This is a genomic window from Halovenus salina (assembly GCF_026410925.1).
GTDB classification, from domain to species: Archaea; Halobacteriota; Halobacteria; order Halobacteriales; family Haloarculaceae; genus Halovenus; species Halovenus salina.
This window is the reverse complement of sequence record NZ_CP112972.1, coordinates 1,035,634-1,055,509: the sequence shown is the minus strand read 5'-3', so window position 1 is coordinate 1,055,509 and position 19,876 is coordinate 1,035,634. Positions and strand designations below refer to the sequence as shown.

General features: G+C 60.7%; 23 protein-coding genes. 13 read left to right on the top strand and 10 right to left on the bottom strand.

Translation table 11 applies throughout. From position 1 onward, the window contains the following. The 3 genes from OSC37_RS05290 to OSC37_RS05280 form a co-directional block, all read right to left on the bottom strand. Positions 1–234: a transcriptional regulator gene (locus OSC37_RS05290; RefSeq protein WP_267163553.1), complete on the bottom strand. Its 234-nt coding sequence runs from the start codon at positions 232–234 to the stop codon at positions 1–3. Between the two features lie 146 nt (positions 235–380). After that, on the bottom strand, positions 381–809 hold the full coding sequence (locus tag OSC37_RS05285; RefSeq protein WP_267163552.1) for a DUF7988 family protein: 429 nt from the start codon (positions 807–809) through the stop codon (positions 381–383). Between the two features lie 204 nt (positions 810–1,013). After that, positions 1,014–2,087 carry an ATP-binding protein gene (locus OSC37_RS05280; protein ID WP_267163551.1) on the bottom strand — a complete coding sequence of 358 codons (1,074 nt, stop codon included), beginning with the start codon at positions 2,085–2,087 and terminating at the stop codon, positions 1,014–1,016. 127 nt (positions 2,088–2,214) lie between these two features. On the opposite strand from OSC37_RS05280, the gene OSC37_RS05275 reads away from it, so the two are divergent. Genes OSC37_RS05275 through OSC37_RS05255 form a run of 5 tightly spaced genes read left to right on the top strand, consistent with a single transcriptional unit; the run spans position 2,215 to position 4,414 of the window. After that, complete coding sequence (locus OSC37_RS05275) at positions 2,215–2,496, top strand: 50S ribosomal protein L44e (protein ID WP_267163550.1); 282 nt, start codon at positions 2,215–2,217, stop codon at positions 2,494–2,496. Between the two features lie 5 nt (positions 2,497–2,501). Beyond that, positions 2,502–2,675: a 30S ribosomal protein S27e gene (locus OSC37_RS05270; protein WP_267163549.1), complete on the top strand. Its 174-nt coding sequence runs from the start codon at positions 2,502–2,504 to the stop codon at positions 2,673–2,675. Beyond that, complete coding sequence (locus OSC37_RS05265; protein ID WP_267163548.1) at positions 2,672–3,472, top strand: translation initiation factor IF-2 subunit alpha; 801 nt, start codon at positions 2,672–2,674, stop codon at positions 3,470–3,472. The genes OSC37_RS05270 and OSC37_RS05265 overlap by 4 nt, the downstream gene beginning before the upstream one ends. Before the next feature lie 2 nt (positions 3,473–3,474). Further along, positions 3,475–3,657: an RNA-protein complex protein Nop10 gene (locus tag OSC37_RS05260; RefSeq protein ID WP_267163547.1), complete on the top strand. Its 183-nt coding sequence runs from the start codon at positions 3,475–3,477 to the stop codon at positions 3,655–3,657. A gap of 4 nt (positions 3,658–3,661) precedes the next feature. Further along, a complete protein-coding gene (locus tag OSC37_RS05255) occupies positions 3,662–4,414 on the top strand; it encodes a proteasome assembly chaperone family protein (RefSeq protein ID WP_267163546.1) in 753 nt (250 codons plus the stop codon). Between the two features lie 76 nt (positions 4,415–4,490). Here the strand turns inward: OSC37_RS05255 and OSC37_RS05250 are convergent, their stop codons facing one another. Continuing rightward, positions 4,491–5,591: a PAS domain-containing sensor histidine kinase gene (locus tag OSC37_RS05250; protein ID WP_267163545.1), complete on the bottom strand. Its 1,101-nt coding sequence runs from the start codon at positions 5,589–5,591 to the stop codon at positions 4,491–4,493. Positions 5,592–5,701: 110 nt separating this feature from the next. Between OSC37_RS05250 and OSC37_RS05245 the strand changes: the two genes are divergently transcribed. Next, the gene (locus OSC37_RS05245; protein WP_267161524.1) at positions 5,702–6,847 is read left to right on the top strand and encodes an ISH3 family transposase; all 1,146 of its coding nucleotides are present in this window, start codon (positions 5,702–5,704) and stop codon (positions 6,845–6,847) included. Between the two features lie 154 nt (positions 6,848–7,001). Here the strand turns inward: OSC37_RS05245 and OSC37_RS05240 are convergent, their stop codons facing one another. Both OSC37_RS05240 and OSC37_RS05235 read right to left on the bottom strand, forming a co-directional pair. Then, entirely contained in the window at positions 7,002–9,167 is a 2,166-nt protein-coding gene (locus tag OSC37_RS05240; RefSeq protein ID WP_267163544.1) for a PAS domain-containing protein, read from the bottom strand. Positions 9,168–9,450: 283 nt separating this feature from the next. Continuing rightward, positions 9,451–10,095, bottom strand: coding sequence for a helix-turn-helix domain-containing protein (locus OSC37_RS05235; protein ID WP_267163543.1), 645 nt, complete (start codon positions 10,093–10,095; stop codon positions 9,451–9,453). Between the two features lie 99 nt (positions 10,096–10,194). Between OSC37_RS05235 and hutU the strand changes: the two genes are divergently transcribed. The 5 genes from hutU to OSC37_RS05210 are packed head-to-tail and all read left to right on the top strand — an operon-like array spanning position 10,195 to position 15,897. Next, positions 10,195–11,931 (top strand): urocanate hydratase, encoded by a 1,737-nt coding sequence (gene hutU / locus OSC37_RS05230; protein WP_267163542.1) that lies wholly within the window; start codon positions 10,195–10,197, stop codon positions 11,929–11,931. Further along, positions 11,928–12,863, top strand: a complete 936-nt coding sequence (gene hutG / locus OSC37_RS05225; protein ID WP_267163541.1) for a formimidoylglutamase — start codon at positions 11,928–11,930, stop codon at positions 12,861–12,863. Before hutU ends, hutG begins: the two co-directional genes overlap by 4 nt. Further along, entirely contained in the window at positions 12,860–14,083 is a 1,224-nt protein-coding gene (hutI, locus tag OSC37_RS05220) for an imidazolonepropionase (protein ID WP_267163540.1), read from the top strand. Before hutG ends, hutI begins: the two co-directional genes overlap by 4 nt. Then, positions 14,080–15,648 (top strand): histidine ammonia-lyase, encoded by a 1,569-nt coding sequence (hutH, locus tag OSC37_RS05215; RefSeq protein WP_267163539.1) that lies wholly within the window; start codon positions 14,080–14,082, stop codon positions 15,646–15,648. The genes hutI and hutH overlap by 4 nt, the downstream gene beginning before the upstream one ends. 48 nt (positions 15,649–15,696) lie before the next feature. Next, positions 15,697–15,897 (top strand): dodecin, encoded by a 201-nt coding sequence (locus tag OSC37_RS05210; protein WP_267163538.1) that lies wholly within the window; start codon positions 15,697–15,699, stop codon positions 15,895–15,897. Here OSC37_RS05210 and OSC37_RS05205 read toward each other — a convergent pair whose 3' ends face one another. Beyond that, positions 15,898–16,260 carry a HesB/IscA family protein gene (locus OSC37_RS05205; RefSeq protein WP_267163537.1) on the bottom strand — a complete coding sequence of 121 codons (363 nt, stop codon included), beginning with the start codon at positions 16,258–16,260 and terminating at the stop codon, positions 15,898–15,900. Positions 16,261–16,300: 40 nt separating this feature from the next. Further along, on the bottom strand, positions 16,301–17,578 hold the full coding sequence (locus OSC37_RS05200; protein WP_267163536.1) for a M48 family metallopeptidase: 1,278 nt from the start codon (positions 17,576–17,578) through the stop codon (positions 16,301–16,303). A gap of 161 nt (positions 17,579–17,739) precedes the next feature. Here OSC37_RS05200 and OSC37_RS05195 point away from each other — a divergent pair, with 161 nt between their 5' ends. Together OSC37_RS05195 and OSC37_RS05190 are read left to right on the top strand one after the other, a co-directional pair. After that, positions 17,740–17,901 carry a hypothetical protein gene (locus tag OSC37_RS05195; protein WP_267163535.1) on the top strand — a complete coding sequence of 54 codons (162 nt, stop codon included), beginning with the start codon at positions 17,740–17,742 and terminating at the stop codon, positions 17,899–17,901. Positions 17,902–17,954: 53 nt separating this feature from the next. Continuing rightward, complete coding sequence (locus tag OSC37_RS05190) at positions 17,955–18,683, top strand: DUF429 domain-containing protein (RefSeq protein WP_267163534.1); 729 nt, start codon at positions 17,955–17,957, stop codon at positions 18,681–18,683. Here OSC37_RS05190 and OSC37_RS05185 read toward each other — a convergent pair whose 3' ends face one another. Both OSC37_RS05185 and OSC37_RS05180 read right to left on the bottom strand, forming a co-directional pair. Then, positions 18,684–19,289, bottom strand: coding sequence for a DUF7529 family protein (locus tag OSC37_RS05185; RefSeq protein ID WP_267163533.1), 606 nt, complete (start codon positions 19,287–19,289; stop codon positions 18,684–18,686). It lies immediately after the preceding gene. A gap of 46 nt (positions 19,290–19,335) precedes the next feature. Further along, positions 19,336–19,875 (bottom strand): DUF7555 family protein, encoded by a 540-nt coding sequence (locus OSC37_RS05180; RefSeq protein ID WP_267163532.1) that lies wholly within the window; start codon positions 19,873–19,875, stop codon positions 19,336–19,338. Between the last annotated feature and the right edge of the window lies 1 nt (position 19,876).

Sequence of the window (19,876 nt, the reverse complement as noted above, 5' to 3'; positions counted from 1 at the left end):
TCAGGCTTTGAGGCGAACGTCCTCTACGCGGTGGATGTCCTCGCCGATTCCGTCTCCCTCACAGTCTGGCTCTGGGCATCGGTAATGCCAGCCGTCCTCTGTTGCTGCTCGCTCTGCGAATCGTGTCCCACAGCTGTCACAGAACAACTCTCCCGACTTGCAGTTGTCTTGGTGAAGTTCGAGTTCAAGCTCCGAGCTAAACGTCCGTTTACAATCCCGGCAGGTGTGAGTCATATCGTAAACATTTGCTATACTCTCATAAAACTCCACCGGAACGTTCACGTCTGTCGATTTCATTTGTTGAATCGCCAGAGGGCGGCCTGAATTTCTTCGATGAGTCGTTCACCCAAACAGATGGTTTCTCCCGTCCTGTCGTGCGCTTAGCCCTCGAAAATACCAGTTTCCAGACATGTATTTGGCGATGGGTTCCGAAAGCGGTAGGCGCGCGGGCGACGCTCGACGGTAAACAGGTTCAGCCGAACGACGAGCCGACGCCCATCGTCGAGCGTTGCCCGACAGAGCGGCCCCCTGCTCGTCACGATAAAGTACGGCGGAGCGGGAACCGGCGTTCCGGCGGTGGACGCGCCGACCGCACCGACGGTTGTCGCCAGCACGTCGAGTAACGCGGTATCGAGACCTCGCTCGGCGAGAAGTGCAGTCAGTGGCATCGTCACTTGCTTCGGGTCGGTAACGGTCTCGTCGGGCCAGGCCGTCGCGACCGCATCCCCGGCCTCACACACGTCAACAACGGTCTCGCGGTGTTCGACGAGTACCTGCTTTTCGAGTGAGTCGGGGGTACCGTCGGCCATCGTCCCGGCGTAGGCAGGCCCAGGGGAAAACCTTCGGGAACGATGGTCCAGCCGGTTTAATGACAGCACAAGTAATTCTCGTCAGCCGACGCTCATAGTGATTATTGCGGTAATTGTCAGGCCTGTTTCAGTGAATCGCTCGTTTCACGGTCTGCTATGTGCGATAAGCGAAACTATGGCGGTAACAACTCGCAAGAATTACTATCAGAGGCTCAGATTCGGAAGCAGGATGTGGACCGTCGACTCTCCGCTTGTCCCGAACCGAATCCGGCCGTTGAGGCGGGTAACACACCACTTCGTGATCCACAGGCCGATACCGCTGCCGTGGAGTAACTGCGTTTCCTGATCTTTGCGGAGCGGTTCGAGTTCGTTCTCCGGGATTCCAGGGCCGTTGTCTACTATTTCGAGCTCGACAGCGTACTGTCCCGAAGCCGGTCGGGCTGTCACCGTTACCTCCGGTATTTCCCTGTCTGTGTACAAAATAGCGTTTTGAATCGTCTCTTCGAGGATATTCTGAATCAGGCTCTTGTCGCTTCTGAGTTCGAGGGCGTCGTCGGGGCAGTTACACCGACAGGAAACACTGTGGTGGCGCTCGTACTGGTCGAGTACCTCTGTAACCGCATCTGCGACGCGAAACTGCGAAGGACTGAGCGGGGTATCGATCGCCATCTGCTCGATTTTCTGTGCCTTTTCGACGGTGTTGAGCAGGCCCGCTGTCTTCTCTTTGATAGTAGCGGCGGCCGCCGCCGGGTCATTTTCGAAGGTCTCGGTGCTGGCGAGGATGACGTTGAGCTTGTTCCGGAGGTTGTGACGCAGCACGCGGTTCAGTATCTCGTAATACTGGTCCCGGAGCTTCTCGGTCGTCGGGTCCGTAGAGAGCAGACCGAGCGCCTCGAGTGTCGCCGTTGGGTCGTGTGTAATCTCGATTTCAGTAATCGCGCCGTCCTCGACGGTGACAATTGAGGTAGTGGGCTCGGTGAACCGTTCGTGACCCGGCTCGACGCCGTAGGCTGTTCCCTTGTGCTCTATCAGTAACTCCTGTGTGAACGCGGCACGGTTTCCCGCTGTGATGGCTGTTCGTATCGTGGCATCTATCATCTCGAACTGTTCGTCGCTCGTCTCGAGGCGCTCGATATACGCCGCCCGAGAGTGGGTGTCTCCGTTTATCCTGACCTGCACGTCGTCCGCCAGAAACCGCTCGGCTGCTTCGACCCTGGATGTAGATACCATCGCCTCCAGAAACGCCGTGGCGACATCAAGCGCCGAACGGTCGGCCATACAACAGAGTGAGAACTCCAGCAACAAATGCCTATGCCATCAGATATCACACCTTTATCGGGGTGGCGTATCCGAACCGTACGGGTTTTAACCGCGCGTGTTGAATACCCCGCAAAGGTCGATATCTATGGAAATGCCACGACGGATGAACACCTACTGTCCGCACTGTAACGAACACCACGAACACGAAGTCGAGAAGGTCCGAACGGGGCGCTCCTCCGGGATGACCAAAGTCGACGGTCGTCAGCGCGACCGCCAGGCCGGCATCGGGAACGACGGTAAGTTCTCGAAGGTGCCGGGTGGTGACAAACCAACCAAGAAAACACAGCTCACCTACCGCTGTGGCGAGTGCGGCAAGGCACACCAGCGCGAGGGCTGGCGCGCCGGCCGACTCACCTTCCAGGAGTGATACAGATGGCTAGTAACTTTACCCTCGTCGCGTGTCCGGACTGTGAGAACGAACAAGTCGTCTTCGAGAAGGCCGCGACATCGGTCGCCTGCGCGGTCTGTGGGCACACGCTCGCCCACCCGAGCGGCGGCAAGGCCGACCTCGAAGGCGAGGTCGTCGAAACGGTCGAAGCACGATGAAATACAGCGGCTGGCCAGAACCCGGTGAGCTCGTCGTCGGTCGAGTCGACGACATCGAAGACTTCGGTGTCTTCGTCGACCTGCTGGAGTACGAAGACAAGCGCGGCCTCTCGCACATCAGTGAGGTCGCCTCCGGCTGGATCAAGAACGTTCGCGACCACGTCAGCGAGGACCAGCGTGTCGTCGCCAAGGTCCTCGATGTCGACGAAGACTCCCAGCAGATTGACCTCTCGCTGAAAGACGTCAACGACCACCAGCGAAAAGACAAAATCCAGGAGTGGAAAAACGAACAGAAGGCCGACAACTGGATGGAAATCGCCTTCGGTGAGGACCTCGACGGCGACCGCTACGCCGAGATTGCGAACACGTTCCTCACGGAGTTCGGGACCCTCTACGACGGCTTCGAACAGGCCGCCATCCACGGCGAGGAGGCACTCGCCGACACCGACCTCTCCGACGAGGACATCACCGCAATCGTCGAGACGGCCCGCAAGAACGTCTCGGTTCCGTACGTGACGGTTACGGGCTACGTCGATCTTGAGTGTCCCGCGAGCGGCGGCGTCGACGTCGTCCGCGAGGCGATGCAGGCTGCTGAGGGTAACGGCGATATTCCCGAAGAAGTCGACCTCGAGGTTACTTATGTTGGGTCGCCCGAATACCGCATCGAGGTCAAGGCACCCGACTACAAGACCGCCGAATCCCACCTCGAGGAGAGCGCCGACCGCGCGGCTGCGGTCGTCTCCGATCACGGTGGAACCGCGGGGTACCACCGCGAGCGACACGAAGACAACGACTGATTGTGAAATCCGACATTCGCGTTTGTGGAGACTGGGAGCAGGCCCACGAGCGACCGGTGTACACGCTCGGTGAGAGCTGTCCCCAGTGTGGCGCAGACGCGGTCAACAGCGCGCCTGCTCCGTTCTCTCCGAGTGACCCTCACGGCGAGTATCGACGCGCACTTAAACGCTCCAGACCCCAGTAACGGTATGGACGATTTCGAAATCGAGCGCGTCGCCGAGGCCGACCTGCAGGATCCAGTGCTTATCGAGGGACTCCCAGGCGTCGGCCACGTCGGCAAACTCGCCGCCGAGCATCTGGTCGAGGAACTCGACAGCGAGCTGGTCCGTCGTGTCTACTCCACGCACTTCCCGCCACAAGTCAGCGTCGAAGAGGGGCTCACGGAGCTTGCGTGTGCCGAGATACACGCCGTCTCGGCCCCCGAGGCCGACCTGCTGGTGCTGACCGGCGACCACCAGGCACAGGACACAGTTGGCCACTACGGACTGACCGACACGCTGCTTGATATTGTCGAGGAGTTCGACGCGACACCCGTGTACGCACTCGGTGGGGTTCCAACCGGCGAACTCATCGAGGAGTACGATGTCATCGGCGCGACGACGACCGAAACCCAGCGCGAGGAACTAGAGGAGTTCGGCGTCGACTTCCGCGGGAACGAGCCAGAAGGTGGTATCGTCGGCATCAGCGGCCTCCTGCTCGGTCTCGGCGACCGGCGTGACGTGCCCGCTTCGTGCATCATGGGACAGACCAGCGGCTACCTCGTCGACCCGAAGAGCGCAAAGGCCGTGCTCGAAGTGCTCGAAGACGCTATCGGGTTCGAGGTCGACTTCGAATCGCTGGAGGACCGGGCCGACGAGATGGAGGATGTCGTCCGGAAGATTCAGGAGATGGAACAGGGCTCTGCTGCCGGGGCCGACGAGGACCTCCGGTACATCGGCTAGCTCTCGCTCGACACGGTTCGAAACACATGAAGCGCCGGGGTCAAGCCCCGAGGCTTCCCGTAGTGCTCGTCTCCGGCTACCGGCGGTCTGATTGATCGAATTCACTGGACTGTTCACCACCCGCCTGCTGGAGTCGGACGATGACTTTGCTCCCGCTACCGTCACGTTTCCGGTAGTCGAGTTCACCACCACAGTCGTCAACGATAGAGCGCACAATCCAGAGTCCGAACCCGGTCCCGTGTGTGAGCTGTGTCTGTTCTTGATCGGTCATGATACCGGCCAGTTCGTCGTCTGGGATGCCAGGCCCGTCGTCGGCGACGTGGATTTCGACGTGATCGTCTGTCTTAGAGACAGTCACGTCGACCTGGGGTTTGTCACTGCCGTGGACAATTGCATTTTCGACGAGTTCTTCGACGACAGCCCCCAGTCGATTGTCCGCACTCGCGAGCGCGTCTGCCCGGCAATCCACGGAGATCGCTGCCTCCGGGTACTGGTCTCCGAGTTGCTGAAGGCTCTCTTTCACCACATCTCCGGGCGCGACTGGCCGACGTTCAGGGCTCTGTTCGACGGTTAGCTGCAAGAGTTCGTGTGCCGTCTCGGTCAACTCGGTCAGTTCGGTGGCATTTTCAGTAATTTGTTCCAGACACGACTGGTATTCGGAATCATCGATCTGGCTCGCCAGATAGTCTCCCTGCCCCTGGATGATTGTCATCTGATTTCTGACGTTGTGTCTGAGAAACCGATTCATAACTTTCAGATGTTGTTCTCGCTCTTTCAGCTCCGTTATTGTCCGTCCTTCGGGAATCAGAAGCTTCACGTTCCCCTGTTCGTCAACGATTGGCCGGACAGAAAAGTCGATGACTTCGCTCCGCTCTTTACCTTGAACCTCGACTTCCCCCCGGTAGAGCGACCCGTTCTGGGCGGTTTCGACAGCTTTACGAACGACTTCCTGTCCTTGTCTGTTGTCCTGGAACCAGTAGACGTCCCAGAGACGCTCCCCGACCACATCCTCCCGGTCGAGCCCTCCGAACTGGAGGGCTGTGTTGTTTATCTCGATCAGCGTCCCATCCGGGTCCATCAGCCCGGTGAACTGGTAGGTGTTGTTGAAGACTGCCTCGAACCGGCGCTGGCGCTCCTTGCGGTCGGAGATATCTCTCCCGACGCCGACGATTCCCATCGTTTCGCCGGACTCGTCGGTTATCTTCGCGCCGGTGTACTCGTGTGGGATGGGGTCGCCATCCTCAGTCGATCACATCGAGTTAGAGGAAGCGTCTGCTTGAGGAAGATGTGCAACAACCACAAGCAGACAACAAGATAGAGGAAGAGCACCTGCTTAATTTTGTCGTCAACAGTCTTGAGAAGGAACTTGCGGTAGATCTCGGAGAAGACGTTAAGGTTTCTACGGAGACATTGTATGAGGTCCTCGCCGGCGCCAGCGCCGGCGGGACCTCGATCAATCACGTCTGCGAAACGACAGACGACTCGCCGCATGCCAATACCGTCCGAGGATATCTCACCGATCAGTTCGACCTAGATACTGTCGAGGCAGTTGGAGACATGCTCTTACAACGAGATGCGCTTGAGACATTGCCGGATCGGCCGGTGGAGGTCGTCGTCGACCTCCACCTCGATCCCTACTACGGTGACGAAGACGAGACAGAGGCTCTGTACTTCTCACAGGCGAAACGAGGAACCACCGCGTTTCACGCCTATGCCACGCTCTACGCGCGGGTGCGCAACAAGCGCTACACACTGGCAGTTCGTCAGCTGGTTGACGGTGAGACGACTAGCGATGTCCTCGCAGAGTTTCTCGAACTTCTCGACGGCCTTGACCTGGCCGTCAAGGCCGTCTACCTTGACCGCGGATTTTACAACAGCACCTGTCTCAGCTTGCTGTACGCGCACAACTACGCCTACGTCATGCCGATTGTCAAGTGGGGCGAGGCGATCCAGGAGGAACTCAACAGAGGCTGGAGCCGCGAGATCGAACACGATCTCGCCGGCAAGGTAACGTTCCCTGTGTTCATCGACTGTGTCTACCAACAAGGACGGTACGACGAACACGGGGTGGCGCGCCACGGCTACGCCGCTGACGCGCCGTTCATCGACACGCCACGAGATGCACGAGAGCACTACAGCAAACGTTTCGGCATCGAATCGAGCTATCGATTAGCCAAACAGAGTCTCGCGTTCACTAGTTCGCAGGACGCTGGTCTGCGACTGGTGATGTTTATCGTGAGCTTGCTGCTCCAGAACAGCTGGCGGTATCTCCACTGGCAATACGTGGCGGCGCCCCGCCGCGGGGGGCGCCGCCTCTGGAAATGGCCGTTCAGAGAGTTCTGTGAGATGGTACTCCGGGCAGCCTGGACAGCACTTGGCGTCCGCAGAGCTGTCCCAGCGAACCAACCGCTTGACGACCGGTTCTTCCGGTAGCTGCCCCAAATGAGGACAGCGGTCGTGAGTGGCAACGCTGTCGCGTCGGCGGCGATCCGCCGCCGACAGCGACTGGTAAGCATCAAACTCCGGCCGCCAAGAACAGAACTTACCGGTTCACTCCGTTCGAACTCTATCCAAGTATCGAAGACAACTATTCAGCGGCTACTGGACAGGGTAGTGAGCTCTTTGATGTGATCGACTGATCCTTGTTCTGGGCCTTCGCCTCGAAGGAAACTGTCGTGTCGTGTTCGATAATCTCGCTCATTTTCTGGTAGACAGTCGGTCTGTCTTCTTCGACGACGAACTCCGCGGGATGCATCGACGCGATTTCTTCGTCACTGAACCCACTAATTTCGTTTGCGCGGTCGTTCCAGCGCATGAATTGTCCCTGTTCGTCGAACGCGAAAAAGACGACCGGGAGTGTATTAATCAACGTCTCCGTCAGTGCCTGCTCTTCGCGGAGTTGCCGCTCGCGGTCTTTCTGTTCGGTAATATCGGCGTAGACAGCGAACGCCTCGTCGCCGTCGCTGTAGACGGCAGGCCGGAACAGAAACTCTCGGGTCCCGTCGGCAGTCTGGCGGGTTATCTCCCTGGAATGGAACTGCTTTCCCTCTCTGACGCGTTGGTTTAGCGTTGTGGCCTCCTCCGTGCGGCCGGCTGGGACGATGTACTCATCGAATGACTCGCCGACAATCTCGCCAGCCTCATAGCCGAACGTCTCCTCGAAAGCGGGGTTTGCGTCTTTGACAACTGGAGCCCCATCGTCGAACTTGAACTCAAGTGTGGGTTCTGGGAGACGCTCGAACAGCACCCGGAACCGCTCTCGCTCGGCCTGGAGTTTCTGTTCTCGCTCTTTGTGCTCGGTAATGTCCCGGATGATGCCGGCAGTCCCCTGGAAGTCGCTGTCACCCGGCAACAGTGCCATCCGGTCCTCGCAGTGAATCTCCGTGCCGTCTGCGGTGGTTGCGGTCCGCTCGAACCTGACGCTTTGCTCGTCTGTGGTTTGCAGTTGGTCGATGTATTCGCGCGCTTTCTGTCGGCTCGCTTCGTCCATCAGCACCGAAATGTGCTCGCCGAGCAACTCGTCGCGGCTGTACCCCGTCATCGACTCCTGTGCCTTGTTGACAAACTGGAAGCGACCGTTCTCATCCAGGATGTAGACGAGTTCGTCGACGGCTTCGAGCACAGTCTCGTACCCCTCCAGAAGCTGTCGCTGCTCGACGCGGTCGGTGATGTCGGCGTAGATGCCGAATCCACGGGAGTCGTCTTCGTAGCGGGCGGTCTGTAACAGGAACTCTCGGGTTCCGTCGGCAGTTTCGCGTGTCACCTGCTGAGTCCCCGCAGGGTTGTCCCCTTCTAGCAGGTGCTCGCTCTCGTACAGCTCGGAGTCAGTATCTGCACCGAGGAAATCGCCGAGTGGCTCGCCGACAATCTCGTCCGCGTCGAATCCGAACATCTCTTCAAAAGCGGCGTTTACCGTGACGACAGTCGGCTCATCGTCGCCCTCGGCCTCGACGACGGGCTGTTCGAGTTGCTCGAAGAGAACTTCGAACCGCTCGCGCTCTTTTCGGAGGTGTTGCTCGCGCTCGACTCGTTCGGTAATCTCCCGGGAGTTGATCACCACACCCGCGACGATCGGATCGCCGAAGCGGTTTGTCCACGTCGAGTGTACCCACCGCCAGTTTCCTGTCGAATCACGGATTCTGTACTCCATGCTCTCCTTGCGGCCAGGCTCCGAACAGACAGCCTCGAAGGTGTCACGAACGTGCTCCCGATCGTCTGGGTGGACGTACTCGAAGACGTTCGTTCCCTCCAGCTCGGCAGCCGTGTGCCCCATCAACTGCTTGACTGCCGGAGCAATGTACTGGTAGGTCCCATCCTCAGCGAGAACGCTCAGCCGATCCGGGGAGTTTTCAAGCAACCGTTCGAGGCGCTTCTCGCCCGGCTCCGAGGTTCTCGTCGCGTCCACGAGGGTGTGTACTCTCCTCGTCAATAACGCCGGCTTGTCACCGTTGCACTTACAGAGGATATCGGTCGCTCCCGCATCGAGAAGATCACCCGCACACTCACAGGCGACACCGGACACGATGACCGGACAGTCTGCGGTCCGTGACTCGATTCGTTCGAGCATCCGCTCGGGTTCGATCCCGCCGCCGGCTCCGAGAACCGCACAATCCACCGACTCTCTGCCATCGATGTTTGGTAGCTCCTGTGGCGTTGCGGTTCGGACTCGTATCCTGTCGTCGGGTTCGAGACAGCTCGCGACCGTCTGGTCCCCGCTTTCGATTACGAGGACATCTCTCTCTCTTCCGGTCATACCTGACTATCGTCGCTGTGTGCGGCGGAAAACCCTTTTTGCCGTCCGGTCACCAGTTCGAAAATAGTACAGTGCCCAACGACAAGCCTTCTCCCGAGTCGGTTACGACCATCCCCTCTCGAAAGCAGAAATAATCCCCAACCCGAACAGCGAGCTATCATACCACATATGAATATATTCGATATAATAAAACCTGTCCCAACTTTTTATGTGGTAAGACTACCCTATCCACGCAGATCGCGGCCGGGGAGCTGACATTCCGTGGATAGTGGATCTCCTCTGGTTACGAGAAAGAGTCGCTGAACACGCCGACGAGTTTCTGCTCCGCGCGTCGGAGGTGATCTTCGACGGTACGACGATTGAGATCAAAGGTCGCTGCGAGTTCTTCGGTTGTCACTTCTCGCGGAATCTCGTAGTACCCCTCCTGCCAAGCAGTTGACAGCACCTCGCGCTGACGCGGCGACAGATCAGGCGAAAAGCTGCCCAGTCCGGGTAGCGGCGATCCCGAGACGGGGACGGTCACCGTCTGTGTCGAGGCAACGTCGACGGGCAAGTCGTCGTTGATGTCGTTGAAGAAGTCGGTGAGACGCTGGCTGTCCAGCGCGAGCACACGAACGTGTTTTGCGCCGTCCTCGTACCGCAGCGGCGGCAACAGGAGACAGTCGTGACGTGTGACGTACGTCTCGATGTAGCCTTCTTCATGTTGTTTCAGACAGTCATCGGTGACAATCACGCGCTCGTTGCCCTCTCGAATGTCGTCTCGCACGCCGACCTGGTCTCTGACGTACTCGACGACGCCGTCGGCAGCGCCGACGACGTACAGTAAATCGCAGTGTTCGTTACACCAGAGTTCGATGACAGCGTCACTATCCTGTGTCGCAGACACGTACGCACTGTCGTCCTTGATTTGAATCGTTACCTGTTCCATGACGCGACTCTGTCTCCAGATACGGGCCGAGACACGTAAAAAGCCATCTCCATACGGTACCTGTATCGTTACACCGAACCACCCGCAATATGAGTGTATATGGCGAGACAACAGAACGCAAACGAGGACGACAGTGACGAGGAGCCGTCGGACGTGTGGCGTGAGTACCAGGGTGCGTCAACAGGCACCGACATCGAGTGCGAAGGGTGGCGACAGGAGGCGGCGCTCCGAATGTTGAACAACAACCTCGACCCCGAGGTAGCGGAAAAACCCGAGGAACTCGTCGTCTACGGTGGCACGGGCCAAGCCGCGCGCACGTGGGCCGACTACGAAACAATCGTCGAGGAACTTCGGGAACTCGACGACGACGAGACGCTGCTCGTCCAGAGTGGCCGCCCAGTCGGCCGGTTCCCAACACACGAGCGCGCACCACGGGTGTTGATTGCGAACTCGAATCTGGTCGGCAGCTGGGACAACTGGGAGCACTTCCACGAGCTGGAAGCCGAAGGCAAGATCATGTACGGCCAGATGACTGCCGGCTCCTGGGCCTACATTGGGACCCAGGGCATCCTGCAGGGAACCTACGAGACGCTCGCCGAACTCGGCCGCCAGGAGTTCGACGACACACTCGCGGGGAAAATCGTTGTCACGGCTGGCCTCGGCGGGATGGGTGGCGCACAGCCCCTGGCCGTGACGATGAACGAAGGGGTCTGTATCGCGGCCGAGGTCGACGAGAAACGCATCGAACGCCGCATCGAGACGGGCTACTGCATGGAGAAAGCCGATGACCTCGACGATGCACTCGACCGCGCACGGGAGGCCGCCGAAGCCGACGAACCTTACAGCGTTGGTGTTCACATGAACGCTGCCGACCTCCTCGAAGGCCTGCTCGAGCGGGGCGTCGTCCCCGATATCGTGACTGACCAGACCAGCGCCCACGATGCACTGGAAGGCTACTACCCGAGCGGGTACACCGTCGCGGAAGCAGACGACCTCCGAGAAGACGATCCCGAGACGTACCGCCGGGAGAGTCTGGCGACGATGGAACGCCACGTCGACGCCGTTCTCGACCTCCAGGAGGAGGGAGCGATTGCCTTCGAGTACGGGAACAACATCCGCGGACAGGTCAAGGAGGCGTTCGACCGCGACGACGCCTTCGACTTCCCTGGCTTTGTGCCGGCGTACATCCGCCCGATGTTCTGTCGAGGGAAAGGCCCATTCCGGTGGGCGGCACTCTCTGGAGACCCCGAGGACATCCGCCGGACTGACGAGGCAATCCGCGAGCTGTTCCCCGAGAAGGAGGGACTCCTCCGGTGGATCGACCTCGCACAGGAGCAAGTCGAGTTCCAGGGGCTGCCGAGTCGCGTTTGTTGGCTCGGCTATGACACAGACGACGAGGGACTCACTGAACGCGCCCGATTCGCACTGCGCATCAACGAACTCGTTGCAGAGGGCGAAATCGAGGCTCCCGTCGTGGTGACTCGGGACCATCTCGACGCTGGGTCGGTGGCGAGTCCAAACCGCGAGACCGAGGCGATGAAAGACGGGACCGACGCCGTCGCCGACTGGCCGATTCTGAACGCCCTGGTCAACTGTGCTGCCGGTGCAGACATCGTCAGTGTCCACGATGGCGGCGGGGTCGGCATCGGCAACTCTCTACACACCAACAACCACGTCGTCCTCGACGGCAGCGAACAGGCCGCCGAGACGGCCAGACGCGTGTTCACCACCGACCCAGGAATGGGTGTCATCCGACACGCCGACGCGGGGTACGAGGAGGCACTTGACGCTGCTGAGGAGTCCGACGTGGCGATTCCCACGCGTGATCGACAGTGAGCAATCCACCGCTTCGGTTCCCTGAGGAGTGGACGGGGACGACGAGCGACCCGAACGACGAACAGTTCGGGCACCTCGTCGAACCAACGGCCATTGAGGGCGCGAGCGACTACCGTGCGGTCCTCGTCGGTGAACCCTACGACGGCGCGGTCATCGGCACGCCGGGTGCACGTGAAGCGCCGGCGGCTATCTGCGACTCGCTCGCGGGCGTGAAGACACACCACTTCGACGCCGGGCCGGTCGACTCTGTCGGCGACCTCGGAACCATCGACTTTCCGGTGGGTGCCAGTGTCACGGAAACACAGGATACTGTCCGGAACGCAGCTGGTCGGGTCCACGACCAGGAGACGACGCCGATATTCCTCGGCGGCGACAACTCACTGACGTACCCGAACGTCGCCCCATTACTCGACCGTGAGGGAACCGTCGGTGTCGTCAGCCTCGACGCCCACCTCGACTGCCGGACCGTTCAGGGCGAACCTTCCAGCGGCTCGCCGTACCGACAGCTCTGGGAGGCCGGCCTCGACGAGATGGCTGTCCTCGGAGCGCGCCACTTCGAGACCTCGACGGCGTATGCCGAGTATCTCCAGGACCAGGGCGGCGAGGTCGTCACCGCTGAAGAGGTCGGCGATGACCCTGTCGAGGCGGCAGACCGCGCGCTCGCGGCTGTCGAAGCCGATCACCTCTACCTCAGTGTCGATATGGACGTTCTCGACGCGACCGCGGCCCCAGGCGTCTCAGCGCCGACCCCTGGCGGTATCACGACTCGTGAACTGTTCCGTCTCGTTAGATTGCTTGCGAGCGACGACCGACTCGCCGGCTTCGAAGTCGTCGAGACAGCACCGCCGCTGTGTCCCGACGGTCGGACCGCAGACGCCGCCGCACGAACGGTTGCTCACGCCCTGTCTGTTCTTGGGGGTGAGTCGGCGTGACCGACCTACTGGTCCACGACATTGCCGAGCTTGCCGTCGGTCCCGGTGTGGACGGGCTGGAGACAGTCGAACATGGCGCACTCGCCGTCGACGACGGAACTGTGGTCGCGCTCGGAGACAGCGAGGAGGTCCGTTCCGAACACGAGGATGCGAGACGGACAATCGACGCCAGCGGGCAGACGGTCCTGCCGGGATTCGTCGACCCCCACACCCACGCGCTCTTCACCGGCGACCGCTCTGACGAGTTCGTCGCCCGCATCGAGGGCAAGAGTTACACCGAGATTGCCGACGCCGGTGGCGGCATCCCGGTCACCGTCGAGAGCGTCAGAGAGGCCACCGACGAGGAGTTACTCGAGGCCCTTCTCACACAGCTCGACGTGATGCTCGAACACGGGACGACGACCGCCGAAGTCAAATCGGGCTACGGACTCGACACGGAGACAGAGCTGCGGATGCTCAAGGTCATCGCAGAGGCCGACGAGCGCCATCCCGTCGACCTGGTGCCGACGTTCATGGGGGCCCACGCAGTCCCCGAGGGTTCGACGACCGACGACTACGTCGACTCGGTCATCGAGGAGCAGCTGCCTGCGGTTGCCGAGCAAGGTATTGCGGTGTTCTGTGACGTGTTCTGTGAGGAGGGCGTCTTCGACGTGACCCAATCTCGCCGGATTCTGGCGGCCGGACGCGACCACGGGCTCGAACCGAAGATACACGCCGAGGAGTTCACCCGTATCGGTGGCGCACAGCTCGCCGCCGACCTCGGAGCCGTGAGCGCTGACCACCTGCTGTCTGCGAACGAGGACGATGCAAAGGCGCTCGCCGAGGCGGGCGTCGTTCCCACGCTGTTGCCGGCGACGGCCTTCTCGCTGGGCGAACCGTACGCAGACCCAGAGCCGTTTCTCGACGCTGGCGCGCCGGTTGCGCTCGGAACGGACCTTAATCCGAGCTGCTTCGTCCACAACATGGGGACTGTCGTTTCGCTCGCCTGTCTCGAAATGGGGATGAGGCCGTCCCAGGCAGTGTTGGGGGCTACCGCACACGCGGCGAGCGCACTCGACCGCGAGGACGCGGGCACTCTCTCCGAGGGCACGCCGGCTGATTTTGCAATCTTCGACTTACCGTCGGTGACACACGTCCCGGCCAACGCGGGGACCAATCGTGTCGAGACCGTGGTGAAAGACGGTGAACCTGTCGTCACTGCGGGGGGTGACAAGCCATGACCGTCCAGGTCGGGGAAGAGCTGACCCCCGAAGATGTCGCGGCAGTCGCCAGAGACGACGCCACAGTCGCGATTTCCGAGCCAGTACGCGAGCAGGTCCGTGCCTCCCGCGAGCGAGTAGCGTCGGTCATCGAGGGAGACGACGCGGTCTACGGCATCAACACCGGCTTTGGCGAACTCGTCACCGAGCGGATTCCCCGCGAGGACTTAGAGGACCTCCAGCACAACCTCCTCAGGAGCCACGCCTCCGGCCAGGGCGAGGAACTCGGCCGCGAGGAGGTCCGTGCACTGCTCTTGACCCGTCTACACGCCCTCTCGCTTGGGTACTCTGGGGTTCGCGAAACCGTCGTCGAGACGCTCGCAGGCATGCTCAACCACGGCGTCCACCCAGTGGTCCGGACCTACGGGAGCCTCGGAGCGAGCGGCGACCTCGCGCCGCTGGCTCACCTCGCGCTGGTGCTCATTGGCGAGGGCGAGGCGACTATCGACGGCGAGCGGTTGTCGGGAGAAACGGCACTTGAGCAGGCTGGCCTCGAACCACTCTCGCTTGCGCCAAAGGAGGGACTGGCGCTCATCAACGGCACACAGCTCACCGCCGGGCTAGCCGCGCTGGCGGTCGTCGACGCCGAAGGCCTGCTCGACGCTGCGGACGCGGCCGGTGCGCTGACGACAGAGGTTGGGATGGGGACAACCGTCACGAGCAGTGAGGCAATCGCGGACGTACGCCCACACCCCGGACACCGCGTGAGTGCGACGAATGTCCGCAGGCTCACCGCCGACTCCGAAATCGTCGAATCACACCGCAACTGCGACCGTGTCCAGGACGCCTACTCGTTGCGGTGTCTTCCGCAGGTCCACGGCGCAGTTCGTGACGCAGTCGCCCACCTTCGGGAGGCTGTCGAAACCGAACTCAACAGCGCGACGGACAACCCACTCATCTTCGACGCCGACACTGTCGAACCACGGGCGAGCCAGACAGAGTCTGCGGCCGTCGTCTCGGGCGGGAACTTCCACGGTGCACCGCTTGCCCACCGCCTCGACTACGTCACAAACGCGGTCACGGACCTCGCGGCGATGAGTGAGCGCCGAGTCGACAGGCTCCTGAATCCCAACGTCCAGGAATCTCATCTCACGCCGTTTCTGGCGACCGAAAGCGGCGTCGAGTCTGGGCTGATGATCGCTCAGTACACCGCGGCATCGCTGGTCAGTGACTGTCGCGCCCACGGGTCGCCCGGCGTCGACAACGTCCCCGTCAGCGGCGGTCAAGAAGACCACGTCAGCATGAGTGCGACCAGCGTACTGGGGCTTGGTGAAGTCCTCGACCAGGCCCGGCGCGTGGTCGCAATCGAACTCCTCTGTGGAGCAGAGGCCGCCGAGTACGTCGACGACTCGCTTTCCCACGGCCTTGGGACCGCTGCTCTCTACGAGGCCATCCGCGACGCCGTCGACCCGCTTTCCGGTGACAGACAACTCGACGGCGACATCGACGCAATCGCTGCCCGTATCCAGTCGTGGTCACTTCGTGACCGCGTGGCGGCCGCACTCGAGGACGGCTTCGTCGAGTGAGGGTGTGACATACGTTTATTACGGAGCCGGGAGTATCAGCGAGACGCAATGGTGTTCAAGAAAATTGACCTTATCGGCACGAGCGAGGAGTCATTCGAGGACGCGGTCGACGACGCAATCGAGCGAGCAGAGACAACACTGGAGAACGTCCACTGGGTCGAAGTAGATGAACTTGGCGTCGAAGTCGGGTCCGTCGAGAACAGGGAGTATCAGGCAGAAGTCGAAATCGCGTTCGAACTCGGCGAGTAATCAGGTGCGGAAGCTCTCGCCACAGCCACATTCGCTGACGACGTTGGGATTCTCGACGTGGAACCCTTCGCCCTGGAGTCCGCCCTCGTAGTCGAGCACGGAGCCTTCGATGTAGTTCATACTCGCTGGGTCGACGAACACGCGGAGGCTGTGGTGTTCGAAGATGGTGTCGTCCTCCTCGGGCTCGTCGTCGAAACGCATTCCGTACGAGAGGCCAGCACAGCCACCCTGCTGGACGTAGAGCCGGAGGCCGGCGATGTCGGTGTCCATGTTCTCGCCCTCAAGAAGCGCTATCGCCTCCTCGGCTGCCTGCTCGGTCACGGAGATGCTGGTTCCCTGTGTCGGCTCCTCAGTTGTGCTCATATCCTCCCCTACATGCCCGACGTTGTTAACTCTTACACCCTCAGACGGAGGTCGTCTCCCCCTCGGCAGCCTCGTCGGCTTCTTCCTGGATGAGCCGGATACGCTCGGGAATCGGCGGATGCTGGTGGTTGAACGCGGCGTACCAGGGATGTGGGAAGGGGTTCGAGAGATTCTCGCCCGCGAGATTCGAGAGCGCACCGACCATCGGCTCGCCCTCACCCATCACGTCGACGGCAAAGCTGTCAGCCTCGCGTTCGTGTGCCAGCGAGAGCTTGTTCACTATCGGTGCGGTGAGTTCGAGAAGCGGCATCACGAACAATACAGCGACGAACAGGCCGGCGTAACTTACCTCCGGCAACTCAAAGAGCTCGTACAGCCACTCTGTCGAGAGGAGATATCCAACTGCCGCGAGGACGACTCCGAGCTGGAGTGCGGTCGCGCCAGTACGCTTCCAGACGTGGTTGCGCTTCCAGTGAGCGAGTTCGTGTGCGAGAACGCCCTCGACCTCTGGCCCGTCCAGCTTCTCGACTAGGGTGTCGAAGAGGACGACTCGCTTTGCGCGGCCAAAGCCGATGAAGTAGGCGTTGAGTCTGCTAGAGCGCCGACTCGCGTCCATCGTGTATATCTCTTCGGCCTCGAACCCCGCCCGGTCGAACACAGCCTCAACCCGGTCGCGGAGGTCCCCTTTCTCGATTGGTTCGAAGTCGTTGAAAAGCGGCGCAATCACCCGTGGGTACAGCACTTGCATGAACAGCATGAACCCGACGATGAGAACCCAGCCGCTGACAACCCACAGCGCCGTCTCGAATGTCTCTATCAACACGAGCAATGCGCCCGCCACCACACCGAGGATGACACCGCTGACGAGCACACCAACGACGAGGTCCCGCAGCCATAGCCGGGGCGATGTCTCGTTGAACTCGAACTGCTCGTCGATTACGAACGTACTGTAGAGGTCGAACGGAACGCTGAGCGTTCGCTGGGCGACAAACAGCCCGAAAAAGAAGATGACACCCTGTGCAACTGTTGGGAGCCCAGTGCCATCGAGGAACTCGACAGCGTCGGTTACGACTCCGGTGTAGAGTGCACCGAGCAGCAACGCGAGACCGACCCAGGACTGAATCAGCCCGAGGCCGGTCGCGGCGCGCTGGTAGTCGATAATCTCGCTCGGGCCATCGATGTCGAGGAACTCGTCGAGCCAGTCGGCGTTGCGACGCATCTCTCTGGCCCCGTGTCTAACGTTTGCCACTGAGAGAACCGTCGACAGAAGGGTTGTCCCTCCCAGCAGGACGAGCAGAACAATGTGATATTCGAACATAGCGTGGACTCAGGATCCTCAGACAAAACATGTTTGGGTATCTTGACTGGCACCCAGAAAGACAGTCGGATTTCTCTGGCGAACACTTCGGTTTATGATACCAAACACCAGACGTAACACGGATAGGAACGTTCAAATAACTCATTTCGCTAGATTCGATGATGAGCCTCAAAGAACAGCAGGCAGGTGAACCGAGCGAGAACAACAGCTCTCGGGACTTTACCTCGGAACTGGCGACCATCAGCGTGCTCTGGGTGCTCGCAGCACTCCTTGCCGGTGGCACTCTTATTGCGCTCAACGACGTTCTTACTGGCCTGTTCTAGATACTCCCGCCGTGCGCGAGGTTTTTACTCGCCGACGACTGATACATAATTGAATGTACGTCGGCGTCGATTGGAGCAGTGGGTCGTGGCTTGCGGTCGTCTTCGACCAGCAGGGCTACAACCGGACAGCTGTCTTCGACGAGATTGGTGACCTCTGGTACAGATACGAAGATACCGCCGAGCGCATCCTCATCGACGTGCCAATCGGCCTCATCGAGAAGGGAGGCGATGGCCGCCAGTGTGACTCACTCGCCAGGGATGTCATCGGCTCCCGCGCCCCATCTGTGTTCACACCGCCCGTACGAGAGGCGACACGGAAACGCCGGTATCCGGCCGCGAAACGGGTCCACGAGCGCAAGACTGGCTCGGGCCTGTCGAAGCAAGCCTTCGCACTAAGTGACTCGATTGCGTCTGTCGACGACCTCGTCCAGAACGTCCCGGAGGCACGGATGGCGATACGCGAGTCCCATCCTGAGGTTTGCTTTCGGGCGTTTGCCGGCGAACCGCTCTCGCACTCGAAAAAGAGTGCCGCGGGCTACGCCGAGCGGATGCGTGCTCTCGCTGGATTCGATACCGACGCGCCGCCGGTCGTCCAGGGAGTTGCCGAGGAGACTGGGGGCGAAGATGTCGCGGTCGACGACGTGCTCGATGCGGTCGTGTTGGCGTACACTGCCCAGCCGGGACCGGGTTCGCTCTGGTCGCTCCCGCCAGAGCCACCCACCGACTCGAAGGGCCTGCCGATGGAAATTGTCTACAGGGCAGAGACGCCGCTTGTCGGCTAGCTACTGTTCGTCTGGAGCCTGGCCGACCAGAGGCTCCCAGCGCTCGTGGTCGAACGACCCGAGTATCGTCCCATCGATAGTTCTGAAATACGAGGTGAGAACGCCGTGTTCCTCGCCGTACTCCGGAAGGTTGGCACCTCGAACCGGGTCGTACGAGCCGGCGACGAAGATAGTCCGCTCGCGCTCCGGGTCGATGAACTCCGTAACGAGGAACATGAACGTCTCGACGGGCTGGCCGTAGACGAGAAATTCAGTGAACTCGGACTCGTCGTAAACCTCGTTGAGGACGTCGGTATGGTTGTCCGGGATGACGTGGCTGAGTCCACAGTGATTGTATTCGCCCTGTTCTGCTGTTACGGCGTCTGTGTGTGCGGCAATGACCGTATGGGCCTCCCAGCCGTCCTCTCTACGACCATCCGCGAGTGCTTGCATATCTTCTATCGTTCGCTCCCACGCCTCACTGTGGGTGTCCCCCCGGCTCTCGATGCGCGCTTTCTGGAGGTCGTCGCTGTCGGCGCCTGTCTCGCCCACGTGTGGGTCCTCGGTATCGACGGGAGACGACGCCTCGCCCCCGCCGTTACCGTCCTCGGGATTGTCAGCTGGCATATGGCATACTCGGGAGACGGAGCCGCATAACTCTTGAGATTACTCCCTATACGACCCCGAAGTACCGCTCCATCACATACGAGAGCCCGAAGACGAACAGACTCGCCAAAAATAGTTTGCTGCCGTCGGTTAGTCGATTTTCGGGCCGGGGGTCACGGACCCACCTGTTCGGCGGCACAGCGCTGGCGATTCGCTCGACACGACTCTTTTTCTCGGCCGAGAGTGGGCGTAGGTCCTCGCCACTCGCCTCGGCGTCCTGCATGCTCTCACGGAGCTGTTTGGTGTTTCCCTCGCGGTCGTTCGAGTTCTTATCGTCGTTGTCGGATCCGATTGAGATGCCGAGTACGTTCCGTGAGGGGAGATCGGACGACCGTGGGGAGGACGGCCACAGCTTTAGCGTTCCAGCCGTCATCAACAACCATCCGATGACGAACAACAGAATCTTCCCGCGGACGAATCCTCCGCCGGTTCCAATCCCCGCGATAACTGCGACCAGCCCGGAGAGGACAGTCATAACCAGTGCGTAGCCAACCGCGTCGACCCACGCTCGTGCGAGCTCGACTGCCCGATTCCGGACGTTGTCCATG